The 22,213-nt window shown below is 66.8% G+C and carries 17 protein-coding genes; 12 read left to right on the forward strand and 5 right to left on the reverse strand.

The annotated features are described in order from the left end of the window. Positions 1-47: 47 nt before the first annotated feature. On the reverse strand, positions 48-1,805 hold the full coding sequence (locus ASD94_RS07425) for a bifunctional protein-serine/threonine kinase/phosphatase (RefSeq protein ID WP_056640760.1): 1,758 nt from the start codon (positions 1,803-1,805) through the stop codon (positions 48-50). A 287-nt stretch (positions 1,806-2,092) separates the two neighbouring features. Between ASD94_RS07425 and nirB the strand changes: the two genes are divergently transcribed. The 7 genes from nirB (at position 2,093) to ASD94_RS07460 (ending at position 11,623) form a co-directional block, all read left to right on the forward strand. After that, positions 2,093-4,540, forward strand: a complete 2,448-nt coding sequence (gene nirB, locus ASD94_RS07430; RefSeq protein ID WP_056640764.1) for a nitrite reductase large subunit NirB — start codon at positions 2,093-2,095, stop codon at positions 4,538-4,540. A 20-nt stretch (positions 4,541-4,560) separates the two neighbouring features. Then, positions 4,561-5,373 carry a type IV pili methyl-accepting chemotaxis transducer N-terminal domain-containing protein gene (locus ASD94_RS07435; protein WP_056640767.1) on the forward strand — a complete coding sequence of 271 codons (813 nt, stop codon included), beginning with the start codon at positions 4,561-4,563 and terminating at the stop codon, positions 5,371-5,373. A 67-nt stretch (positions 5,374-5,440) separates the two neighbouring features. After that, on the forward strand, positions 5,441-5,842 hold the full coding sequence (gene nirD / locus ASD94_RS07440) for a nitrite reductase small subunit NirD (RefSeq protein ID WP_056640770.1): 402 nt from the start codon (positions 5,441-5,443) through the stop codon (positions 5,840-5,842). A 127-nt stretch (positions 5,843-5,969) separates the two neighbouring features. Beyond that, the gene (locus ASD94_RS07445; protein ID WP_056640773.1) at positions 5,970-8,831 is read left to right on the forward strand and encodes a nitrate reductase; all 2,862 of its coding nucleotides are present in this window, start codon (positions 5,970-5,972) and stop codon (positions 8,829-8,831) included. 166 nt (positions 8,832-8,997) lie between these two features. Next, on the forward strand, positions 8,998-9,933 hold the full coding sequence (ybiB, locus tag ASD94_RS07450) for a DNA-binding protein YbiB (protein ID WP_056640776.1): 936 nt from the start codon (positions 8,998-9,000) through the stop codon (positions 9,931-9,933). After that, positions 9,930-10,763: a uroporphyrinogen-III C-methyltransferase gene (gene cobA, locus ASD94_RS07455; RefSeq protein WP_056640779.1), complete on the forward strand. Its 834-nt coding sequence runs from the start codon at positions 9,930-9,932 to the stop codon at positions 10,761-10,763. The genes ybiB and cobA overlap by 4 nt, the downstream gene beginning before the upstream one ends. Before the next feature lie 152 nt (positions 10,764-10,915). Beyond that, a complete protein-coding gene (locus ASD94_RS07460; RefSeq protein WP_056640782.1) occupies positions 10,916-11,623 on the forward strand; it encodes a type IV pili methyl-accepting chemotaxis transducer N-terminal domain-containing protein in 708 nt (235 codons plus the stop codon). 53 nt (positions 11,624-11,676) lie between these two features. On the opposite strand, the gene ASD94_RS07465 is transcribed toward ASD94_RS07460, so the two are convergent. Continuing rightward, on the reverse strand, positions 11,677-12,165 hold the full coding sequence (locus tag ASD94_RS07465; RefSeq protein WP_056640785.1) for an acyl-CoA thioesterase: 489 nt from the start codon (positions 12,163-12,165) through the stop codon (positions 11,677-11,679). A 118-nt stretch (positions 12,166-12,283) separates the two neighbouring features. Between ASD94_RS07465 and ASD94_RS07470 the strand changes: the two genes are divergently transcribed. Further along, complete coding sequence (locus ASD94_RS07470) at positions 12,284-13,417, forward strand: sterol desaturase family protein (RefSeq protein ID WP_056640788.1); 1,134 nt, start codon at positions 12,284-12,286, stop codon at positions 13,415-13,417. Positions 13,418-13,454: 37 nt separating this feature from the next. On the opposite strand, the gene ASD94_RS07475 is transcribed toward ASD94_RS07470, so the two are convergent. After that, positions 13,455-13,934 carry a DUF4124 domain-containing protein gene (locus ASD94_RS07475; protein WP_056640791.1) on the reverse strand — a complete coding sequence of 160 codons (480 nt, stop codon included), beginning with the start codon at positions 13,932-13,934 and terminating at the stop codon, positions 13,455-13,457. A gap of 255 nt (positions 13,935-14,189) precedes the next feature. On the opposite strand from ASD94_RS07475, the gene ASD94_RS07480 reads away from it, so the two are divergent. Beyond that, on the forward strand, positions 14,190-15,371 hold the full coding sequence (locus ASD94_RS07480; RefSeq protein WP_056640794.1) for an ABC transporter substrate-binding protein: 1,182 nt from the start codon (positions 14,190-14,192) through the stop codon (positions 15,369-15,371). Positions 15,372-15,469: 98 nt separating this feature from the next. Continuing rightward, entirely contained in the window at positions 15,470-16,744 is a 1,275-nt protein-coding gene (locus tag ASD94_RS07485; protein WP_056640854.1) for an NAD(P)/FAD-dependent oxidoreductase, read from the forward strand. 15 nt (positions 16,745-16,759) lie between these two features. On the opposite strand, the gene ASD94_RS07490 is transcribed toward ASD94_RS07485, so the two are convergent. Continuing rightward, entirely contained in the window at positions 16,760-20,020 is a 3,261-nt protein-coding gene (locus ASD94_RS07490) for an EAL domain-containing protein (RefSeq protein ID WP_056640797.1), read from the reverse strand. Positions 20,021-20,330: 310 nt separating this feature from the next. Here ASD94_RS07490 and rpsU point away from each other — a divergent pair, with 310 nt between their 5' ends. Continuing rightward, positions 20,331-20,543, forward strand: coding sequence for a 30S ribosomal protein S21 (rpsU, locus tag ASD94_RS07495; RefSeq protein ID WP_007833691.1), 213 nt, complete (start codon positions 20,331-20,333; stop codon positions 20,541-20,543). A 121-nt stretch (positions 20,544-20,664) separates the two neighbouring features. After that, positions 20,665-21,111 carry a GatB/YqeY domain-containing protein gene (locus tag ASD94_RS07500; RefSeq protein ID WP_056640800.1) on the forward strand — a complete coding sequence of 149 codons (447 nt, stop codon included), beginning with the start codon at positions 20,665-20,667 and terminating at the stop codon, positions 21,109-21,111. Between the two features lie 81 nt (positions 21,112-21,192). Here ASD94_RS07500 and ASD94_RS07505 read toward each other — a convergent pair whose 3' ends face one another. Then, a complete protein-coding gene (locus ASD94_RS07505) occupies positions 21,193-22,131 on the reverse strand; it encodes a LysR substrate-binding domain-containing protein (RefSeq protein ID WP_199226308.1) in 939 nt (312 codons plus the stop codon). Between the last annotated feature and the right edge of the window lie 82 nt (positions 22,132-22,213).

The following is a 22,213-nucleotide window of genomic DNA, read 5'->3' on the forward strand; positions in this document are numbered from 1 at the left end:
TTGCCATCTGCACAGATAGCTATATTTTCAATAGCAAATCAACCGCCTCACCTCGGCAAAAACAGCAGCCAGTACACCAGCAACAGGTTCACCAGCACGCTCACCGCCAACGCGATCTTCCACAGCGCCGTGGCATCGCGCTGCATCAGGGGCTGTGGGCCAGGGGCGGACAAAGGGCGTGACGCACCCCGCTCCAGCGCCAGCAGCAGCTCCTCCGCTGTTTCAAAGCGCTGCGACCGCTGGCGGGCCACGGCCTTCAGTGCGATGTGGTCGAGCCAGATGGGCACGCCCGGGTGGTGGCGGCTGGGGGCCACCGGGTCGCGGTGGTAGCGGCCCAGCTGGTAGGGCACCACCTCGCCATAGGGCAGGCGGCCGTGCGTCAACAGCTGGTACAGCGTGACGCCCAGCGCATACAGGTCACTGCCCGCATCGGGCAACTGGCCGGCCGGGTCTCCGTTCTTTTCGTAGCCCGGCCACTGCTCGGGGTTCATGTAGCTGGGGGTGCCCGCGTGCAGGCGGCGCGTGGCCTCGGGCTCGCGGCCCGACAGGGCCACGCCCAGGTCCAGCACCCGCAGCACGCCGTCGTCGCCCAAGTGCAGGTTGTCGGGTTTGATGTCGCGGTGCACCACGCCTTGCCGGTGCAGCCAGCCCAGCACCTGCGCCGCCTGCATCACCACCGACACGACCTGCGGCACGCCCAGGTGCTGGCGTCCGCGCAGGCGCTGGCCCAGGGTCTGGCCCGCATGCCATTCGTACAGCAGATAAAACGCGCTGGCTCCGGGGGCTGTGCCGCCCTGCTCCGGGGGCCAGGTGGTAAGGCGCGCCAGGTGCACGGCCGCGTGGCCGGACTGCATGCGCCGGGCCACCCAGGCCTCATGCGCCAGGGTGGCGCGCTCTTGTGCGTCGTGCGCGCGAGCGGGCACCAGGGTCTTGAGCGCATACAACCGCTGGGTGGCCGGGTCGCGCACCTGGTAGATGCGGTGGATGCCGCTGTCGGCCACCAGCGCCGTCACCACCAAGCCATCCACCGGCTCACCCACCTTGAGCAGCGGCAGCACCGGCAGCTGCTGAGCCCGGCGCGACTCGTCCTGCAAGGTGGCCTCCAGCGCCCCCTGCACCCGCACCACCAGTGCGGTCACGTTGTCGGTGCTGCCCCGGCGCAGGGCTGCCCGCGTGATCTCCTCGCTCAGGGCCTGGGCACTCGCGTCCGCCTGCAGAAGCTGGCGCAGCTCGCGCTCGGGCAGGCTGCCGTGCACGCCGTCGGACAGCAGCACCAGCAGGTCGCCGCTGTGCAGTTCGCCCTGGCTGTAGTCCACCACCACATGGTCGTCCAGCCCCATGGCGCGGGTGAGCTGGTGCGCAAAGTCGCGCTGCGCCATCACATGGTCGGTGGTCAGCAGTTGCAGCCGGCCGCCCCGCAGCAGATAGGCGCGCGTGTCGCCCACATGGGCCAGCGTGTACGACTGGCCGCGCAGCACGATAGCGGTGAGCGTGGTCAGGCCCACGGCAGGCTGGCGGCGCCGGTTCATCGACGCGAGCCAGCCGTTGTGCGCGCTCAGGATGCGATCCAGAGCCACCGTGGTGTCCCAGGTGTCGGGCGTGGCGAAGTAGTCGTTCACCAGCGTGTTCACCGTGGTCTGGGCGGCTTCGCGCCCCTTGCCGCCGCTGCTCACGCCATCGGCAATGGCGGCAATGGCGCCACGCTCTCGGTCGCGCCCCTGCCCCAGCACCAGGGCTGCAAAGTCCTCGTTGACTTCGTTGCGCCCGGCCTGCGAGGTGTGGCCGATGTCCAGTTCAAAACTCATGCACCAGCCCCATGCAGATTCTGTGCCCAAGGTGGTGCATGCAGGCGCCGCCGCACGCAGAGCACGTGATGTCACCCCAGATCAGTGCACAAACCCTGGCACGGGCATTGCTTAACCAGAGCAACGGCCCAGCAGGGCCACGCAATTCAGCGGTGCAACGGCGCACCAAGGGGTTGTATGGACGAAGGCGTCCCCACATGCGGTTTCGATGGAACGTCGGAGCTGCATCGTGTGGACGCCTTTTTTGTTTTCTGCATCGCCCAGGCGATGGAACCGACGGAGTCACGATGAAAAAGCTCAAACTGGTGATGGTGGGGAACGGCATGGCCGGTGTGCGCACGCTGGAAGAGCTGCTCAAGATTGCCCCCGATCTGTATGACATCACGGTCTTCGGGGCCGAGCCGCACCCCAACTACAACCGCATTTTGCTGTCGCCCGTGCTGGCTGGCGAGCAGACCATCGACGAGATCATCCTCAACGACTGGCAGTGGTACGCCGACAACCACATCACGCTGCACACCGGCTTCACCGTGACCGATGTGGACCGCGTGCGCCGTGTGGTCACCGCCACCAGCAAGGACGGTGACGTGATCACCGCCGAGTACGACCGCCTCATCATGGCCACGGGCTCCAACCCGTTCATCCTGCCCGTGCCCGGCAAGGACCTCCAAGGCGTGCTGGCATATCGCGACATTGCCGACACCCAGGCCATGATCGACGCAGCCGCCACCTACAAGCACGCCGTAGTCATCGGCGGCGGCCTGCTGGGCCTGGAGGCCGCCAACGGCCTGATGAAACGCGGCATGACCGTGAGCGTGGTGCACGTGATGCCCTCGCTGATGGAGCGCCAGCTCGATGACGTGGCGGGCAAGATGCTGCAAAAGTCGCTGGAAGACCGTGGCATGCGCTTTCTGATGGGCGCACAGACCCAGGAGCTGGTGGGCAACGCCGAGGGCCGCGTAGCCAGCGTCAAGTTCAAGGACGGCACCGAGGTGCCCGCCGACCTGGTGGTGATGGCCGTGGGCATCCGCCCCAACACCGCGCTGGCAGAAAAGATGCGCCTGCACGTGAACCGCGGCATCGTGGTGAGCGACACGCTGCAAACCACCACCGACGCCCGCATCTACGCCGTGGGCGAGTGCGCCGCACACCGCGGTATTGCCTATGGCCTGGTGGCCCCGCTGTTCGAGCAGGGCAAGGTGCTGGCCAACCACCTGGCCGAGTTCGGCATCGGCCGCTACCAAGGCTCGCTCACATCGACCAAGCTGAAGGTGACGGGCATCGACCTGTTCAGCGCGGGCGACTTCCAGGGCGGCGAGAACACCGAAGAGATCGTGATGAGCGACCCCTTTGGCGGCGTGTACAAGAAGCTGGTGCTCAAGGACGACAAGCTGGTGGGCGCGTGCCTGTATGGCGACACGGTGGACGGCAGCTGGTACTTCAAGCTGCTGCGCGACGGCCGCAGCGTGACCGACATCCGCGACAAGCTGATGTTTGGCGAGAGCAACATCGGTGACGTGGGCCACCAGGGCCAGAGCAAGGCATCGGCCATGGCCGATACCGACGAGGTCTGTGGCTGCAACGGCGTGACCAAGGGCGCCATCTGCAAGGCCATCAAGGACAAGGGCCTGTTCACGCTGGATGAAGTGCGCAAGCACACCAAGGCCAGCGCATCGTGCGGCTCGTGCACGGGCCTGGTGGAGCAGATCATCATGTTCACCGCGGGCGGCGACTACAGCGCCACGCCCAAGACCAAGGCGATCTGCGGCTGTACCGACCACGGCCACCAGGCCGTGCGCGAGGCCATCCGCGCCAACAAGCTGCTGTCCATTGCCGATGTCTTTCACTTCATGGAGTGGAAGACCCCCAACGGCTGCGCCACCTGCCGCCCCGCCGTCAACTACTACCTCATCAGCACCTGGCCCAAGGACGCCAAGGACGACCCGCAAAGCCGCGCCATCAACGAGCGCAGCCACGCCAACATCCAGAAGGATGGCACCTACAGCGTGATTCCCCGCATGTGGGGTGGCGAGACCACGGCCGACGAGCTGCGCCGCATTGCCGATGCGGTGGACAAGTACAACATCCCCACCGTGAAGGTCACAGGCGGCCAGCGCATTGACCTCTTGGGCGTGAAAAAGGAAGACCTGCAGGCCGTGTGGAAGGACATCGGCATGCCCAGCGGCCATGCCTACGCCAAGGCGCTGCGCACCGTGAAGACCTGCGTGGGCAGCGAGTGGTGCCGCATGGGCACGCAGGACAGCACGCAGATGGGCAAGGACCTGGAGCGCGCCATGTGGCGCATGTACGCCCCGCACAAGGTCAAGTTTGCCGTCAGCGGCTGCCCGCGCAACTGCGCCGAGGCGGGCATCAAGGACGTGGGCATCATCGGCGTGGACAGCGGCTGGGAGATGTACGTGGCCGGCAACGGCGGCATCAAGACCGAGGTGGCGCACTTCTTCACCAAGCTCAAGACCGCCGAGGAAGTGCTGGAGTACACCGGCGCGTTCTGCGAGCTGTACCGCCAGGAAGGCTGGTACCTGGAGCGCACCGTGCACTACGTGAGCCGCGTGGGCCTGGACTATGTGAAGAAGCGCATCCTCGAAGACCACGAAGGCCGCAAGGCGCTGTGGGAGCAGCTGCAGTTTGCGCTGGACGGCGAGCCCGACCCCTGGTTCGAGTTCGACAAGGCCGCCGTGGACACGCGCCAGTTTGCCCCGCTGACTGCCGCCTGAAGCGCCCGGAGCCGCACACCATGCAACGCCGCACCTTGCTGACCGCCGCCGGCTACACCACGGCCTGGAGCACCCTGGGCATCATGTCGCTGGGCACTGCCCAGGCCCAGGTCACCGACCTGAACGATGCCATCAACAAGGCAGGCCGCCAGCGCATGCTGAGCCAGCGCATGGGCAAGGCCTGGCTGGCGCTGGCCCACAAGTCCGACACGCCCGCAGCGCGCGCCGTGCTGGACCAGTCGCTGGTGCTGTTCGAGCGCCAGCTGGCCGAGCTCAAGGCCTACGCACCCTCGGCCACCATCCGCGACACCTACACCAAGCTGGAATCGGCGTGGGCCGACCACAAGGCCACACTGCTGGGCACCACCCCGTCGCGCGACGGTGCTGCCGCCTTGCTGCAGGCCGACGCCAAGGTGCTGGCGCTGGCCCACCAGGGCACGGTGCAGTACGAAGCCGCCTCGGGCAAGCCCGTGGGCAAGCTGGTCAACGTGGCGGGCCGCCAGCGCATGCTGAGCCAGCGCATGGCCAAGTTCTGCCTGTCGGCCATGCTGGGGGTGGACACCTCCACCGCCACCACAGAAATCGCCAAGGCACGCGACGAGTTCATCAGCGCCACCGAGCTGCTGCGCAACGCCCCGCAGGCCAACGACCGCATCCGCCAGGAGCTGCTGCTGGCAGACGGCCAGTGGGTGTTCTTCGACGCCGCCCTGCAGCGCCTGGGCACCGGCAGCAACACCTTTCGGCAGGTGTCTGAAGTGTTTGTGAGCAGCGAAAACCTGCTGGCCAGCATGGACCGCGTGACAGGCCTGTATGCCGCCCTGGGCAGCAGCTGAGCGCCTGCCTTGCGACGGCCCTGCCCGCACACCAATACCCCACCCCACAAAACCAAGGACCATCCCCATGACCACCACCCCCCGCACCCCTGAATGGAAGCTCATCTGCCGGGTGGACGACATCCCCGTGCTGGGCTCACGCCGCGTGGCGCGTGCCCAGGGCCTGGACGTGGCCATCTTCCGCAACGACGCTGGTGGCGTGTTTGCGCTGCTGGACCGCTGCCCGCACAAGGGGGGCCCGCTGAGCCAGGGCATTGTGTTCGGCACGCATGTGGCGTGCCCCCTGCACAACTGGACGATCGGCCTGTGCGACGGCCAGGCCTCGGCGCCCGACGAAGGCTGCACACCGAAGTTTGCCGTGAAGGTGGAAGACGGCACGGTGTACCTGGATGCGGGAGAGCTGGCAACGGTGGCCACGGATTTGACGCGACCCATTGCAGGGCCTGCGCGCAGGGCGGTGGGTGTGTGAGCGGTGGAAAGTGTTGCGCCCTGGGCGCCGCATGCGTACCCGGCGAGGACACGAGAGCACTATCAAAAATATAGCTAACAGCGCAATATTCACTAGCGCCTGAGGCCAGAACAACCCCAACCACGCCATGCAAGAAACCAAATCCACCTGCCCCTACTGCGGCGTAGGCTGCGGCGTGATCATCGAAAGCACAGGCACCCAGATCACCGGCGTGCGGGGCGACCCCGCCCACCCCGCCAACTTTGGTCGCCTGTGCACCAAGGGCTCGACCCTGCACCTCACCGCCACCAGCCCCGTCACCCTGCAAACGCGGCTGCTGCACCCGCTGCAACGCGCACAGCGCAACGAAGCCGCCCTGCCCGTGACCTGGGACGCAGCACTGACCCTGGCGGCCGACCGGTTCGCCCACACCATCGCCCAGCATGGCCCCGACGCCGTGGGTTTTTACGTCAGCGGCCAGTTGCTCACCGAGGACTACTACGTCTTCAACAAACTCGCCAAGGGCCTGATCGGCACCAACAACATCGACACCAACTCGCGCCTGTGCATGAGCAGCGCCGTGGCGGGCTACAAGCAGACCCTGGGCGCTGACGCGCCACCCGCCTGCTACGACGACGTGAAACACGCGCAGTGCCTGTTCATCGTGGGCAGCAATGCGGCCTGGGCGCACCCCATCCTGTTCCGCCGCATCGAAGACGCACGCGCCGCCAACCCCGGCATGAAGGTCATCGTGGCCGACCCGCGCCGCACCGACACGGCCGGCATGGCCGATCTGTTCTTGCCCATCCAGCCGGGCAGCGACGTGATGCTGTTCAACGGCATGCTGCACATCATGCTGTGGGAAGGCTGGATCGACGCCAACTACATCGGCGCCCACACCACGGGCTTTGACGAGCTCAAGGCCCTGGTGCGCGACTGCACGCCCGAGCGCGTGGCGCAGACCTGCGGCATCAGCGTGGCCGACCTGACCACTGCCGCAAGGTGGTTTGCTGGCCTTGACGGCCAGGGGTTCGCCACCCGCAAACCCACCCTGAGCCTGTACTGCCAGGGCCTGAACCAGAGCAGCAGCGGCACGGCCAAGAACGCCGCGCTCATCAACCTGCATCTGGCCACAGGCCAGATCGGCAAGCCCGGTGCCGGCCCCTTCAGCCTGACGGGCCAGCCCAACGCCATGGGCGGGCGCGAAGTGGGCGGCCTGGCCAATTTGCTCAGCGCCCATCGCGACCTGGCCAACCCGCAGCACCGCGCCGAAGTGGCCGCGCTGTGGGGCGTGGCCGATGTGCCCAGCCAACCCGGCAAGACGGCCGTGGAGATGTTCCAGGCCGCCGCCGACGGCGAGATCAAGGCCCTGTGGATCGCCTGCACCAACCCCGCGCAGAGCATGCCCGACCAAGCCACGGTGCGCCGCGCGCTGCAACGCGCCGAGTTTGTGGTGGTGCAGGAGGCCTTTTCCACCGCCGCCACCTGCGCCTATGCCGACCTGCTGCTGCCCGCCACCACCTGGGGCGAGAAGACCGGCACCGTGACGAACAGCGAGCGCCGCATTTCGCGCGTGCGCACGGCTGTGCCCGCACCCGGCCTGGCGCGGCACGACTGGGCCATTGCGGTGCAGTTTGCGCACCAACTGGAGGCACGCCTGCGGCCCGGCATGCCGACGCTGTTCCCTTACGCCACCGACGCTGCCGATGCAGGCGCAGAGGCCGTGTGGAACGAGCACCGCGAAAGCACGCGCGGACGCGACCTCGACATCACCGGACTGTCGTGGGAAACGCTCGAATCCGAGGGCCCCCAACAGTGGCCGCTGCCAGAGGGCGCCACCACCGGCAAGGCCCGCCTGTACGAAGACGGCATCTTCCCCACCGCCGATGGCCGCGCGCGTTTTGCTGCGCATGCGTGGCAGCCCACCGCCGAGCCCCGCGAATCGCGCTACCCCTTCAGCCTGACCACCGGCCGCCTGCGCGACCAATGGCATGGCATGACGCGCACCGGCACGCTGGGCCGCCTGTTCGGCCATGTGGCCGAGCCCAGCCTGCAGATGCACCCGCAGGACATGGAGCGGCGCAAGCTGGCCAGCGGCGACCTGGTGCACGTGACCAGCAAGCGCGGCTCCATCGTGGTGCCCGTGCAGGCCGACACCACGCTGGGCCTGTCGCAGGTGTTCATGGCCATGCACTGGGGCAGCGAATTCCTCAGCGGGCTTTCGTCCACGGGCGAGCGGCTGGCGGGCGTGAATGCGCTCACTACTTCGGCCTTCTGCCCCAGCTCCAAACAGCCCGAGCTGAAACACGCGGCCGTCAAGGTGCTCAAGGCCGAGCTGCCCTGGACGCTGCTGGCCATGGCCTGGCTGCCTGCCGAGGGCGCGCTGGCGGCGCGCGAAGCCTTGTCTGCACTGATGTCGCAGTTTCCGTTTGCCAGCTGCGTGCCCTTCAGCAACAACACACCGCTGGACGAGCCGGGGCGCGAACGCACCGGCGTGCTGCTGCGCGCCGCCGCCCACGAGGCGCCGCCCGACGCGCTGATCACGCAGATCGAAGCCCTGCTGGGCATGGTGGGTGCCGACACGCTGCGGTATGCCGACAAAAAACGCGGCCAGCGCCGCGCCGCGCGGCTGGCGCGCAAGGGCGACAACACCACGCTCGAAGGCATCGTGCTGGCGGGCGACACCAGCGCCGAAGGCTGGCTCAAGACCCTGCTGCAGGAAGAGCTGCCCGCACAGACCTACGGCCGCCTGCTGCTGGTGCCCGGTGCCAAGGCCCCCCTGGCCGTGCAGTCGCGCGGCAAGCCGGTGTGCACCTGCTTCAACGTGACGGACGCCGCCATCACGGCCGAGCTGGCGAAGTGCCACGGCACCGATGACGACCGCTTGGCACAGCTGCAAGGCCAACTGCGCTGCGGCACCAACTGCGGCTCGTGTGTGCCCGAACTCAAGCGCATGGTGCGCAGCACAGGGCCGCTGGCATCCAAGCCGCTGGCTCAGGCCGCCATATAACCAAAAGTTCTCTGAGCTAAAGGAAAATGGCGGGAATATCCAAAAACGCATCAGGATGGGTGCAACAGGGCTCCAGCTAGGCATCTCGGCGCAGACAGTACTTGCGTACGGCAAGCCGAGATAACGACGCTGGAGGCCTGTTTCACCCATCCCGCCAACAAAGACCATGGGCATTAGCCAGTACATCAAAGAAATTGGCCGCGGCGCGCGCGGCGCCAAGCCGCTGTCGCGCGAGCAGGCTGCAGACCTGTTCGGCCAGGTGCTGGACGGCGCCGTGACCGATCTGGAGATTGGCGCCTTCTGCCTGGCCATGCGCATCAAGGGCGAGACCCCAGAGGAGATGTGCGGCTTTCTGGATGCCACGCACCAGCGCCTGGCGCTGCTGCCCGCCACCGACCGCCCGCTCATCGTGCTGCCCAGCTACAACGGCGCGCGCAAGCTGCCCGTGCTGACGCCGCTGCTGGCGCTGCTGCTGGCGCGCAAAGGCCTGCCCGTGCTGCTGCACGGCATGCGCACCGAGGCGCGGCGGATTCTGGCATCGGATGTGCTGCTGGCGCTGGATGTGCCTGCGCTGACAGCTCCTGAAAAGATAGCTAACGGCTCTGTGCGACACATCCACACGCAGCACCTGCACGCGGGCCTGGCGCGCCTGCTGTCTGTGCGCGAGGTGGTGGGCCTGCGCAACCCGGGGCACAGCGTGGTCAAGCTGATGAGCCCCTGCGCGGGCGCCTCGGTGGTCGTTACCGCCTACACACACCCCGAATACTTCGAGATGCTGCAAACCACCTTCCGCACGCTGGGCATGAGTGCCCTGCTCTCGCGCGGTCTGGAGGGCGAGGTGGCCACCGACCCACGCCGCACGCCGCGCTACGACGGCTTTGTGCGCGGCGTGCACGCGGTGCTGGAGGCGCAACAGCCAGGCACCGCCAGCGAGGTGCCCGGCCTGCCCGCCGAGATCGATGTGGCCACCACGGCCGCCTACACGCGCCAGGTATTGGCCGGCGAGTTGCCCATTCCAGCCGCGATTGCGCGCCAGGTGGAACATATCTTGCACATCGCTGATCGCACTGCAGATCAAACCGCTTCGGAGACATCCCCATGAGCCGCCCCACGCCGTCCACCACCCCGTCCGCCACCGAACCCCACCGGGGGACCAGTGGCAGTTGCACATTGGTGGGCGCGGGCCCGGGCGACCCGGAGCTGCTCACCCTCAAGGCACTCAAGGCCATCCAGGCCGCCACAGTGCTGCTGGTGGATGACCTTGTGAGCGACGCCATCGTGGCGCACGCATCGCCCACGGCGCGCATCGTCTATGTCGGTAAGCGCGGTGGCTGCAAGAGCACACCCCAGGCCTTCATCGAAAAGCTGATGCTGATGGCCGTGAACGAGGGTGAGAACGTGGTGCGTCTCAAAGGTGGCGACCCGTTCATCTTTGGCCGGGGCGGCGAAGAGGTGGACCACCTGCGTGCCGCCGGCGTGCAGGTCACCGTCATCAACGGCATCACTGCGGGCCTTGCAGGCCTGACCTCGCTGGGCGCACCGCTCACGCACCGCGAGCATGCCCACGGCGTGGTGTTTGTCACCGGCCACGCCAAGCCCGGCGATGCGGGCACCGACTGGCGCCAGCTGGCCCACACTGCGCGCGACGCCAAGCTCACGCTGGTGATCTACATGGGCGTGAGCGGCGCCGCCACCATCGAACAGGAGTTGCTCACGGGCCTGCCCGCCAGCACGCCCGTGGCCATCATCCAGCACGCCAGCCTGCCCCACCAGCGGCATGCCGTCACCACATTGGGCGAACTGCACGCCACCATCGAGCAAGAAGGGCTGGCCAGCCCCTCGGTGATTGTGGTGGGCGATGTGGTGCGGGGTGTGGCCCTGGCCTCACAAGACACCGCAGCACAGCCCTTGTTGGCGCGCCGCGCCGGCTGAACCTTCCGCACGCCGCAACGGCGCACCGCGTGACGCGCGGTGTGGGGCCGCGCCTTGCTCCAAACCCCATCGCGCCCGTCGTTTTCAGCACCCACATTGGCCCAGGTATTGCTTGAAGACTGGCATCTGAATGCAACCGCACAAGGAACACCATGGCAGCCTTCCCCCTCTCCGCACGCACCTCCAGCATGCCCACGCTGCCCCCTTCGTCTGCACCGGTCGCCTCCCGCGACAGCGGCATGTCTCTGGTCAACCTCGCTGCGCGCCAGCGCATGCTGTCGCAACGCATGGTGCTGCAGACCGTGCTGGCCGCACGCGGCAGCGATCTGCATTTGAAGGCCGCGCGCGGCACCCTGGCGCTGTTCGCCGACAGCCAGGCCCGCCTGGTCGAAACACCGCAGCATCTGGACACGGCCAGTGCCGAAGTCATCCGCAAGGTGTACCAGGGCCCCTCGGGCGTGCGCGCCACCATCGATCACTTTGCGCACCAGGTGGAGACGGCCCTTGACCTGACCGAGCGCCAGAGCCCCCGCGTTGAAGACGCCCTGGCCCGGCTGGTGGAATCCACCGACGGCGTGCTGGAGGCCCTCAACACCGCCACCACCGCGTTCGATCAGGTCAGCAAAACCAAGTCCGAAACGCTGATGAAAGAACTCGCAGGCATTGTGGAGTCCATCCAGACCGTGGCACGCGAGGCCAAGGTGGTCAGCTTCAATGCCCAGGTGATGGCCGCGCGTGCGGGCCAACACGGGCGCGAATTTGCGGTGGTGGCGAATGTGCTCTCAGGCATCACCAACGAGATCGATGGCCTGTCGCTCCAGGCCGTGTCACTGGCCGGGCGCAGCCGGAGCGCGGCCTGAAGGATCAGGCAAACCCCAGGCGAGATGCCCTGGGCCTCGGGTTGCCAGGCGGGCTATTGCCCGGCGGTTTCGCGCACCTGCTGAAACCGCTGCGCCAGCTCCTTGCGCAGCGTCTTGCGGATCAGCGCAGCGTCCCAGCGGCGGCGCTCGTCGGGGGTAGAGGGTGTCAGTGGCGGCACCTGCACGGGCTTGCGTGCCTCGTCCACTGCCACCATCGTGAAGAAGCAGCTATTGACATGCCGCACCACCTGCGAACGGATCTCCTCGGCCACCACCTTGATGCCGACTTCCATCGACGAACTGCCCGTGTAATTCACGCTGGCCAGAAAGGTCACCAGCTCGCCCACATGGATGGGTTGCAAAAACATCACCTGGTCCACACTCAGCGTCACGGTGTAGCAGCCCGAATAGCGGCTGGCGCACGAGTACGCCACCTGGTCCAGCAGCTTGAGGATGGCGCCGCCGTGCACGTTGCCCGAAAAGTTGGCCATGTCGGGCGACATGAGCACGGTCATGCTCAGTTGGTGTGAAGGGATGTTCATGCAGTGATTTTAGAAAGCCATGTGCGCTGCGTCGCGTGCAAGTTGAGCCCCTGGCACTGCGGGTGGCAGCTTCGCTACACTCGCGCAGCGCCTGCTGACCGGGTGCGAGGAGGAACCGATGATCGAACTAGAAAAACTCAACGAATTCACCGAAAGCCACGGCGCATTGCGCACCGGCAAGGGACTGGTGTCGGGCGTGATTGCGCTCACGCTGGCCATCCTGTGCCTGCTGGGCGTGCTGGCCTTCCACTTCCCCGAGTACCTGACCACGCCCCAGCTGCGCAAGAGCTACGACGTGACGGTCATCCGCAACATCATGCTGGTGGCCATGGCGATTGCGGGGGGCATCTCGCTGGTCAACATTCTGTTCAACCGCGCACGCTGGCTGGCTACCTTTGCGTTTGCCATCGTGGTGATTGCCGCGCTGCTGGGCGGATACAAGGTGGAAGTGGACCCCAACTTCCCCGACAACACGCCCTACATTGGCCTGGACTGGTTCATCCTCGACCTGCTGGGCAGCTCGCTGATCTTCATCTTCATCGAGAAGCTGTTTGCGCTGCGCAAGGACCAGCCCATCTTCCGCGCCGAGTGGCAGACGGACTTTCACCACTTCATCGTCAACCACATGGTGGTGGGCTTTGTGCTGCTGGCCACCAACCTCATCGTGCACAAGTTCTTTGGCTGGGCGGCGAGCGACGGCATTCGCGGCTGGGTGCAGGGCCTGAACTTCTGGGTGGCGCTGTTCCTCATCATTCTGGTGGCCGATCTGGTGCAGTACTGGACACACCGGGCCTACCACGAGGTGCCGCTGCTGTGGCGCTTGCACGCGGTGCACCACAGCGTCAAAAGCATGGACTGGATGGCCGGCTCGCGCCAGCACATCCTGGAGCTGCTGATCACCCGCACACTGGTGCTGGCCCCCATCTATGTCTTCGGCTTCAGCAAGGAAGTGATCGACGCATACATCGTGGTGGTGGGCTTCCAGGCCGTGTTCAACCACGCCAACGTGAGCGTGCGCCTGGGGCCGCTGCGCTACGTGCTGGTCACGCCCAACTTCCACCACTGGCACCACAGCCAGGACCAGGAGGCGCTGGACAAGAACTACGCGGCGCACTTCGCGTTTCTGGACTACCTGTTTGGCACCGCCGTCAAAAGCACCAAGCTCTGGCCCGAGCACTACGGCGTGCTGGGCGACTACGTGCCCAACGGGTTTGTGAAGCAGTTCAAGTTTCCGTTCACCTGGAAGGGGTGATCGAACGGCAGACAAGGGGCTGCCGCAGCGTGACGGGCTAGGGGGCGGCCAGCTCTCTCTCCAGCACCCGCAGCTGCTCGCGCAGCGCTTCCGTCCGCGCTTCGCACGCGGCCTTGTCGTCGGCGGCCTTTTCCGCGCCCTCCTGCACAAACTGGTTGCCCGACGGCAGGTTGCCGCGCCGCAGCGGGCCCGCCGTGGCCACAGCGTTGTTCTGGGCCGTGCATTCGCGCTGGTTGCGCTCGATGGCTGCACGCGCCTGGGGGATGCCCTGGGTCTGCAAGTAGTTCTTGCGCTGCCACGCGGGGCCGAACGCGCCCTCCGCCACCGGTGCCGCGGGGGATTGCACGGGGGTCGCACCGCGCGTGGTGGGCCGCACGTCGATCTTCTCGCCCTCCCCCACGCAAGGCGCGTCCTGGAACGACACCTTGCCATTGGCGTCCGTGCATTTGTTGATGGCCCAGGCCGGGGCCAGGCAGCCCAGCGCCAGGGCACAGAAGGCGTAGCGGATCAAAGTCATGGGGTGGGTCCTTAGAACGTGTTTACGACCTTCACAGGTGCATACCGCATGCTACCGCGCCGCATGGGACGGGCTGGCCCCCAACCGCTTTGCGCAGGTGCGGGCGGCCGTGCCCCTGGCGATAGACGCGTGTCCCTAACATGACGCGCCCCCGGTACAAACCCGGTGCGCGCACAGCCCACATGCCTCCTACCATCGCCGCTCCTTGGGGCCTGGCAGCCCTTTGAATCGGTTCTTTGCTGGAGACGCTGTTTGATGAAGACCCCGAATGCGAATGCATGGCCCGCCGACCAGCGGCCGCCCCTGGCACGCCGCAGCCTGGTGATGGCACTGGCCGGTGGAGTGGCTTTGGCCGGCCTGCCCGCCCGTGCACAGCCCGCCGCAGGCGGCAAGGCAGACATCCTGATCGGCCGCTCGACGGCGCTGTCAGGCGGCATGGCGCCGTTCCTCTCGCCCATCCACGAGGGGCAGGAGGCCGCCGTGGAGGACGCCAATGCCAAGGGCGGCATCGGTGGCCGCAAGATCCGGCTGGTATCGCTGGACGACGGTTTCGATGCCCGCCGTGCGCTGGACAACGCCAAGCAGCTGAGCGAAAAGGACGGCGTGCTGGCGCTGTTCGGTGTGGCCGGTACCTCGCAGGTCATGACGCTGCTGCCCTACCTTGCGCAGGCCAAACTGCCGCTGATCTCCGTGTACACCGGCAGCCCCGCCGTGCGCGCGCAGCAGCACCCTTACCTGTTCACCACCCGCGCCAGCTATGCCGACGAGCTGGTGAAGATCGTGCGCAACCTGGTGGCGGTGCAGACCTCGCGCATCGCCGTGGCCTACGAGAACAACGACTTCGGCAAGCTGCTGCTGCCCCTGGTGGAAAAGACGATAGCCGCCGAGGGAGCCACGCCCGCCGGCTCGCACGCGCTGGCCTCTTCGGGTGAAGATGCCAATGAAGCCGCCAAGGCCCTCGCCGCGCAAAAGCCGCAGGCCGTGCTGCTGGTGGCCGCGGGCCCGTCCGTGGTGGCCTATGTGCGTGCCAACCGCGCGCACCTGGGCGTGCCCATCTACACCCTGTCGCTGGGCGCAGGCACCGCCGTGCTCAAGGCGCTGGGCGACGACGCACGTGGCCTGGCCGTGGCACGCACCGGCCCGTCCCCCACCAAGCCCACCATTGCGCTCACACGGGACTTCCAGGCGTCCATGAAGCGCTACGACAAGCCGGTGGACTATGACCGGTACACCGGCTACATGGACGCGCGCGTGCTCATCGAAGGCCTGCGCGCAGCGGGGCCCGGCGTCACGCGCGCCAGCCTGGTCCAGGCCATGGAAGGACTGGGCAACCTGGACCTGGGCGGCTTCGGCTACCAGTTCAGCGCGCAGAACCACCATGGCTCCAACTTCGTGGACATTGCGGTGGTCGGCTCGGGCGGGGTGTACCGGCAGTAGCCGCGCCATGGACGCGCACGGCGCATAGGCCTTCTCCCCTACGCAGCGCAGCGGCGACAATGGCGGCCCTGCCACCGCCAGCCCCCTCCCGCTCCACCGTGTCGTCCCCCACTGCTCCTCACTCCTTCGACGTTGTCATCATCGGCGCCGGCGCCGCCGGCCTGTTCTGCGCGGGCCAGGCCGGCCAGCGGGGCCTGAAGGTCTTGCTCATCGACCATGCGGACAAGGTGGCCGAGAAGATTCGCATCTCGGGCGGCGGGCGCTGCAACTTCACCAACCGCGACCTGGACCCGGCCGCGCCGCACAAGCACTTTGTGGGGCAAAACCCGCAGTTCTGCCGCTCGGCGCTGTCGCGCTACACGCCGCAGGATTTCATTGCGCTGGTGGACAAACACGGCATCCCCCACCACGAAAAACACAAGGGCCAGTTGTTTGCCGACCGTTCGGCCGAGGACATCATTGCCATGCTGCTGGCCGAGTGCACGGCAGGTGGGGTGACCCATTGGCAGCCTTGTGCCGTGAAAAACATAGCATTTTTGGCCGCCACCGCGCATCCATCAAGCATTGAAAGCTATCAAATTGATACTGACCGAGGCCCGGTGCAAGCGCGCTCGCTGGTGATTGCCACGGGCGGGCTGTCCATCCCCAAGATCGGTGCCACGGATTTCGGCTACCGGCTCGCGCAGCAGTTCCAGATCCCGCTGGTCGAACGCCGCCCGGGCCTGGTGCCGCTGACCTTTGACGGTGCCGGTTGGGCGCCTTATGCACAACTCGCGGGGCTGGCGCTGCCGGTGCAGATCAGCACCGGTGCCAAAAAGAACCGCATGGCGTTTGACGAAGACCTGCTGTTCACCCACCGGGGCCTGTCGGGCCCGGCGGTGCTGCAGATCTCCAGCTACTGGCAAGAAGGCACGCCGCTGGCCATCAACTTAGCGCCCACGGTGGACCTGCCCGCAGCGCTGGCACAGGGCAAGGCCCGCTCGCGCAAGCTGGTTGCCAACGAGCTGGCCACCCTGGTGCCCAGCCGCCTGGCCGACGCCTGGGCCAGCCGCGAGGCTGATTGGCAACGCCCCATCAACGAGGCCAGCGACAAGGCCCTGACGCGCCTGGCCGAGCAGCTGGCGCGCTGGGAGCTGACGCCCACGGGCACCGAGGGCTACAAGAAGGCCGAGGTGACGCTGGGCGGCGTGGACACGCGCGCGCTGTCGCAGCAGACCATGGAGTGCAAGGCCCAGCCGGGCCTGTACTTCATTGGCGAAGTGGTGGACGTGACGGGCTGGCTGGGCGGCTACAACTTTCAGTGGGCGTGGGCCAGCGCCCACGCCTGTGCACAGGCATTGCCGCTGGCAGAGCCGGCGGGCACCCCGCACTGACACGCCAACGCCCCGTCACGCAGTCGCCAGAGCCTCCCGCACAGGCACTCCCGGCGGCAGGTGCTGGCAGGCCCAGGCCTCCAGCTCTGGCACAGGCAGCGGACGGCTGAAGTGGTAACCCTGCAGCTCCTCGCAGTCGAGCGCACCCAGCACCTGGGCCGTGGCCAGGTCTTCCACACCCTCGGCCACGATGCGCAGCCCCAGCGTATGGCCCAGCGCAATGATGGCGCGCGTGATGGCCATGTCGGCGGGGTTGACCAGCATGTCGCGCACAAAGGACTTGTCCACCTTGAGGCGGTCGATGTCAAAGCGCTTGAGGTAGGCCAGACTCGAATACCCGGTGCCGAAATCGTCGATGGACAGCTGCACACCCAGCGCCTTGAGAGCCGCCAGTTGCTGCTCGGCCGCATGGGCGTTGTCCATGAGCTGGGATTCGGTGATCTCCAGCTCCAGCCGGTGCGCAGGCATGCCGGTGCGCAGCAGCAGTGCCTCGATGTCGGTGACCAGCGACGGGTCGGACATCTGCGCGGCCGACAGGTTGACCGAGATCGACACCTGAGCCAGCGGGTGCGTCAGCGCTGCTTCGCCCGGGCCCGCATCGAGCACCAGCGGTTGCCAGCGCACCCACTGCTCGCAGGCCTGTTGCAGCACCCAGCTGCCAATGCCGCGGATCATGCCGGTCTCTTCGGCGATGGGAATGAACTCGCTGGGCGGTATGGAGCCCAGCACCGGGCTGGTCCAGCGCAGCAGTGCCTCCACGCCCAGCAGCTGGGCACCCTGGGCGCTCAGGCGCGGCTGGTAGTGCAGGCTCAGCTCGTGGCGCTCCAGAGCGCGGCGCAGTTGCTGCTCCATGGTCTGGCGGGCCACGGCGCGCTGGTCGGTCTCCATCGAATAGAACAGCGCCATGTCGCGGCCGGTGGTCTTGGCCTCATACATGGCGGCGTCGGCGCGGCGCATGAGTTCGTCAATGTCGCTACCGTCCTCGGGGTACACGGCAATGCCCACGCTGCAGGACACATTCAGCTCGTGCCCTTCCACCGGATGGCTCTGGCGGATGAGCGGGATCAGCCGCCGCTCTACCAGCTGCTGCACGTCCTCGCGCCCGGCCACGTCGCGCATCACCACCACAAACTCGTCGCCGCCCAGGCGGCTCACGGTGTCGCGGCTGCGCACGGCCTGCGTGAGCCGCGCGGCCACCGAGCGCAGCAAGCCGTCGCCAATGTGGTGGCCCAGCGTGTCGTTGATGGCCTTGAAGCGGTCCAGGTCGATGAACAGCACCGCGACCTTTTCGCCGGTAATGGGCGCCTGCGCCAGTGCCATCTGCAGGCGCTGCACGCACAGTGAGCGGTTGGGCAGCTCGGTGAGCACGTCGTGGTGCGCCAGGAACTGGATGCGCTCCTCGTTGAGCTTGCGGTCTGTGATGTCGATGGCGATGCCGATGTGGTTGGCCACCGCACCGCCCTTGCCCTCGCGCACGGCCGACACCATGAGCCAGGCCGGGTAGGTCTCGCCCGAGCGGCGGCGAAACCGTACCTCGCCCTGCCACGACTCCTTGTCGAGCATGGTGCGCTGGATCTGCGCGGGCAGCGGCTCGCCGCCCGCCTCTTCCAGCAAAAAGCCCAGGTTCTCGCCGATGACCTCGTAGAAGTCGTAGTGCGTGCTGCGGCAGAACGCCTTGTTCACGCTGATGATCTGCTGCTCGGCGTTCATGATGATGATGCCCTCGGACGAGGCCTCGAACACCTTGGCCCACAGCTCCAGGCGCTGCTCCATCACCTTGAGCACGTTGATGGGCGTGAAGGCCGTGAGCACCGAGTCGCGCCCCTGGAACTGCAGGCGCCGCGCCGACAGCACGGCCCACGAGGGCTCAGGGCTGCCCTTCCAGCGCACTTCAAACTCATCGACCGATCCCTGGTCTGCCAGGCGCTGGAAGAACCGCGCGCGCACGCCGGGCTCCAGCCCCACGGCCCAGGGGTCGGTCTTGCGGCCACCCAGCCAGTGGGCGGCGGGCGCGTTGGAATGCAGCACCTCGTGCTCGGGGATGGACGTGACCACCATGGGGATGGGGAAGGCCTCCACCAGCTCGCGCTGCGCCTCGGCCGCGCGGGCGCTGGCGGCCAGCTCCTGCTGCAGCACGCGGTCGCGGTCGAGCTGCGACAGCATCTCGTTGAACGCGGTGACCAGGCGGCCGATTTCGTCGCGGCTGTTCCACTGCGCGCGCAGTGTGTGGTCACCGCTCTTGCGCACCTCGTCGGCCACGCGGGCCAGTTGCTGCAGCGGCTTGGCGATCTGGCGCGCGACCAGGGTGACGAGCGAAAGGATGCAGCCCAGCAGCACCAGCGCCGTGCCCAGGTGCAGCCACATGCGGGCAAACAGGCTGTCGGCGCGCTGGTTCAGGAGGCGCTCCAGGTCCACAATGCCCACCGACCACGCATCGCGCAGCGCGCCCAGCACCAGGGCCTCCTGCACACCGACTTGCGCCACCGTCAGGCGCGACTCGCCCGATGCAATGCCTTGCAGCAGGGCCTGAAAGCCCTCCTGCGCCGTCTTGAGCGCTTCACGCTGGTGCACCAGTGCAGCCCGCATCTCGGGAGATCCCGCAATGAATGCCTGGTTGTAGTCCGACTCGATGCCCAGCATCACCGCGTCCAGCCGCCCCACCAGCGTGAGCAGCTCCGAGGTCCACTGCGGCCCCCGCGCCGAGGAAGCCGCACTCAGAAAACTTACCGTGTCGTGCACCGCCTGCAGCAGCTCTGGAAACCGCAGCACCACCAGCGACATCACGTAGTAGCTGTCCAGGTCCGGGTCCAGGATCAGGTTGGACTGGTTGCCCACCGTGGTGAGCAGCTCGCGCCCCTCGCGCAGCAACTGGCTGCGCTGGCGGGTGAGTGTCTGCGGATCGACGGTGGACGAGCCCCCCTGGGGCGGCCCCGCCAGCTGCTGCAGCGCCATGCCAAACCGCTGGCCTATCTCGGCAGTGCGCAGCTGCTCGTCGTGGGCTGCCCGCACGGCGTCCAGCCGGGTGAGCACATCGGCCACCAGCGGTGGCTGCTGCGATGCGTCCAGAAACTGCCCCATCAACCCGTCGCGCACCACGGCCGCATAGGTCGTGCCCACCACTTCCTTGCGCGTGAAATCGATCGCCAGGTACTTTTCGTGGATCAGGATGCTGGAGACGTAGATCACCGCCGTCAGGTCCAGCAGATAGATGAGCATGAGCTTGCGGCCCACACTGAGCCGGCCCAGCCAACCCGATACGCGGTGCATGAATGCCATGGTGTCTGCGGCGGAGCGCGCCCGGGCGGATGGCCAGGGCTCCCCACCGGTGAATAGGAGTGTTACAACATGAAGCAACTTCCGCGCCATTGCAGTGCGACCGCGCCAGCGAGAAGCCCACCGACGCCCTATCTGGGGGCAGATGGGCGGCCCTTGCGCTGCGGGTGCAGATAAAGGCTATAATCTCCGGCTTTGCTGGCAATGCTCCGTCGGCCAAATACTAGTTACAGACGGGGAAACCGCTTTGTACGGACTTGAGGCCCGATCTCCCCAAGCCCCTCTGCAGGCACCATTTGGAAAACATTAGCTAATGACTACGATCCGCGTAAAAGAAAACGAACCCTTTGACGTTGCACTGCGCCGCTTCAAGCGCACCATTGAAAAGCTCGGCCTGCTGACCGACCTGCGCGCCCGTGAGTTCTACGAAAAACCCACCGCCGAGCGCAAGCGCAAGAAGGCTGCTGCCGTGAAGCGTCACTACAAGCGCGTTCGCAGCATGCAACTGCCCAAGAAGCTGTACTAAGTACCGCTTTGGCACCGTCCTGATACGGAGTGCCGACAAACCCGCGCTAGGGACGCCAAGCGCGGGTTTTTGTTTTTGGCAAACCCCTGTTCTTGTCTAAAAACCAACCAAGGAAGCCGCCATGAGCCTCAAGGACCAGATCACCGAAGATATGAAAACCGCCATGCGCGCCAAGGACAGCGAGCGCCTGGGCACCATCCGCCTGCTGCAGGCCGCGATGAAGCAAAAGGAAGTGGACGAGCGCGTCGTGCTGGACGACGCAGCCGTGGTCGCCATCGTGGACAAACTGATCAAGCAGCGCAAGGACTCGATCACCGCGTTTGAAGGCGCGGGCCGTCAGGACTTGGCCGACAAGGAAAAGGCCGAGATGGCCGTGCTGCAGGCCTACCTGCCCGAGCGCATGTCGGCCGAAGAAACGCTGGCTGCCGTGAAGGCCATCGTGGCCGAAGTGGGTGCCTCGGGCCCTGGCGACATGGGCAAGGTCATGGGTGTGGTCAAGACCCGCCTGGCGGGCAAGGCCGATATGGGCCAGGTGTCGGCTGCGGTGAAGGCCGCGCTGGCGGGCTGATCGCCCCCCGCTTCCACCCAGTCAGTATCTTTTTGATAGCTGCTACCGCTTGCCAGACGGGCGGTAGCGGCTATTTTTGCTTCAGACCGAGGCGTTTCCCCCCATCTCAATGCCCCGCGCCATCCACCCGGCGCGGAAATGCGCCTGCAGAAACTCCACGCACACCCGCACCTTGGCCGAGCGCTCCAGCCGCGTGGGGTACACGGCCCACACATTCGCCTCCTGCTGCCACTGCGGCAGCACCTGCACCAGGCGCCCCGCCTGCAGGTGCGCGCCCACATCCCACAGCGAGCGCAACACTACACCGCGCCCGTCCACGGCCCACTGCACGGCCATCTCGCCGTTGTTGGCCGACAGCGGGCCGCGCACCTTCACCGACTCCTCCTGCGCACCACTGCGCAAGCGCCACACGCCAAACGGGTGGTCGCGCTCCTTGATCACCAGGCAGTCGTGCGCAGCCAGGTCGGCCACGGTGCGCGGCGTGCCCTTGCGCTGCAGGTAGGCGGGCGCTGCGCACAGCACGCGGTGGTTGTCCGCCAGGCGGCGGGCAATGAGGTGCGGCGCAATCTCGTCGCCCACGCGCACATCCAGATCAAACCCTTCACCCGCTACATCCACCAGCCGGTCGAACACTTCGAGCCGCACCTGCAGCCCTGGGTGCTGCTCCACCAGCCGCGACAGCGCGGGCGCCACAATCTGGCGGCCAAAGCCAAAGCTGCTGCTCACCCGCAGCAGGCCACGCGGCTCGCTGCGCGTCACCGCCACCTCCTGCATCAGCTGCTCCATGTCGTCCAGGATGCACTGCGCCCAGTGGAAGACGCGCTCACCCTCTTCCGTCACCGCCACGCGGCGGGTGGTGCGGTGCAGCAGCTTGACCTGCAGGTCCTGCTCCAGCAGGCGAATGCGCTTGCTGACATAGGCGGGTGAGGTCCCCAGCTCGGTGGCAGCGCCGCCAAAGCTCGCCTTGCGCACCACGGCCGTGAACACGCGCAGGTCTTCCGCTGCAGGATTTTTATGCACAAAGTGTGAAGGATGAAGCCACAGTTGGCGGATTGTAGTTATCGGCAGCGCTGGGAACAATGCACGCCATGCCGCTGGCTGC

The organism is Acidovorax sp. Root70 (assembly GCF_001428225.1).
Lineage (GTDB): Bacteria > Pseudomonadota > Gammaproteobacteria > Burkholderiales > Burkholderiaceae_C > Acidovorax.